Source organism: Roseburia sp. 1XD42-69 (assembly GCF_003612565.1).
Taxonomy (GTDB): Bacteria; Bacillota; Clostridia; order Lachnospirales; family Lachnospiraceae; genus Roseburia_B.
Window position 1 is genome coordinate 1 of sequence record NZ_RAZG01000209.1, and the last position, 1,452, is coordinate 1,452.

At 34.1% G+C, this 1,452-nt stretch carries 4 protein-coding genes; all 4 read left to right on the plus strand.

All coding sequences use genetic code 11. From position 1 onward, the window contains the following. Window positions 1-461, plus strand: a 461-nt coding sequence (locus tag D7Y06_RS26310) for a hypothetical protein (protein WP_158591504.1), incomplete at its 5' end; no start/stop codon positions are given. A 49-nt stretch (window positions 462-510) separates the two neighbouring features. Beyond that, on the plus strand, window positions 511-747 hold the full coding sequence (locus D7Y06_RS25115; RefSeq protein ID WP_120410189.1) for a hypothetical protein: 237 nt from the start codon (window positions 511-513) through the stop codon (window positions 745-747). Window positions 748-790: 43 nt separating this feature from the next. Continuing rightward, on the plus strand, window positions 791-1,024 hold the full coding sequence (locus D7Y06_RS25120) for a hypothetical protein (protein WP_120410190.1): 234 nt from the start codon (window positions 791-793) through the stop codon (window positions 1,022-1,024). A gap of 71 nt (window positions 1,025-1,095) precedes the next feature. Further along, window positions 1,096-1,305: an excisionase gene (locus D7Y06_RS25125; RefSeq protein ID WP_243119517.1), complete on the plus strand. Its 210-nt coding sequence runs from the start codon at window positions 1,096-1,098 to the stop codon at window positions 1,303-1,305. Window positions 1,306-1,452: the final 147 nt, after the last annotated feature.

The following is a 1,452-nucleotide window of genomic DNA, read 5'->3' on the forward strand; positions in this document are numbered from 1 at the left end:
AACAGTGGGCAGTTACCCAGGAAAAAGGAAGGGAGCTTATCTGTACCGCAGACGGCCAGATGCTTACCCCTTTAGGCAAAGGCGACAAGGTATTTACGAAGGAAATGTCTGACAACCTGTGGGGGCTTTCACAGACAAGCCTTGAGGAATTAGAGAATATATGGAATAAGAAATTAACGTATGGAGGTTTGAATAAGACATTGACCCATGAAGAAATAACAAAGACGTGGGGGGATGTGGAACCTATCGTTAATCCAACACAGATCACAAGAAATCTGGAAAACCATGTAAATGTCCAGGTAGGCGATATCAACATGCACGGCGTAAATGACCCGGAAGCGTTTGGACAGCAGATGAGGGATGAATTTTGCAGAGACGGAAAAACCACAAGATGTATGGTGGAGGTTGTAGGTTCTAAATTTACAGGCAAAGGCATTGGGAGTGCAAGATTATACAGGTAATATTTTATGGGAGGGTGCATGACGCACTCTCCATTTATAAGGAGGAATAATGTTTAATTTATTAGAGAAAAGAAATAAGAGTTTAAAAAGAATCAATGAAGCTTTAAGAAAAGAAAATGAAGCATTAAAACAGGAGTTGTCCTTATATGATTTGGATAAATTGAATGAGCAGTTGGAATTATCAAATAATATGTATGAAGAATATAAGAAACTGATTGATGAATTACGTGATATGAAGATGAAATATAAGATTTTGATCTGTGATATTAGAAAAGAAAGTATTTAGCAGAAAATAGTACAGTTATATTTATAAGGAGAAATCAATTTATATGAAAAAAGAAGAAATAGACCAGCTTATATCAGAAAGTTTTGAGAGAGCAAATGTTAAAGAATTTTGGGATATGTATATTGAGAATATCAAATGTTTAGAGGATGAGACGCAAAAAAACCAGGTCAAAATTGATACTTTTTCTATCTTGTTTGCTGCATGTATTATAACAGCACAAAGAACCTGCATGGATATGATGCGTGAGATTTTGTACACACTTTGTTGTGGAGAATAGTAAAAATAAGGCATTGCTGAAATTTAGCAGTGCCTTTTCTAAATAAATTTAATATATTTGGAGGATGATTTTTGTTGAGCAGTAAGAAAATAGAAGTGCCGATTTGGGAGAAGTCAAATTTAACAGTAGAAGAAACTGCTGCATATTCGGGAATTGGGATTAATAAAATCAGGGAAATGTCAAATAAAGATAATTGTCCCTTTGTTTTGTGGGTAGGAAATAAACGAATGATTAAGAGAAAAGCATTTGATACTTATATAGAATCCTGTTATTCAATCTAAAATAGAAAATACATTAGCAATTTCAGCTTTGGTATGGTAGTATATTTCTATCATATTAAGGCTCTTTTCAGTCAGGAAGCAATTTGGTAATATGTCAAGAGGAAAATGAAAAAGATTTTCATGGAAAAGGGTAACCTTAATAGACCT

What these genes read in the sequence shown, in the direction of transcription:
- D7Y06_RS25115 (WP_120410189.1), top strand. Translation starts at nt 511, where the DNA reads ATGTTTAATTTATTAGAGAAAAGAAATAAGAGTTTAAAAAGAATCAAT.
- D7Y06_RS25120 (WP_120410190.1), top strand. Translation starts at nt 791, where the DNA reads ATGAAAAAAGAAGAAATAGACCAGCTTATATCAGAAAGTTTTGAGAGA.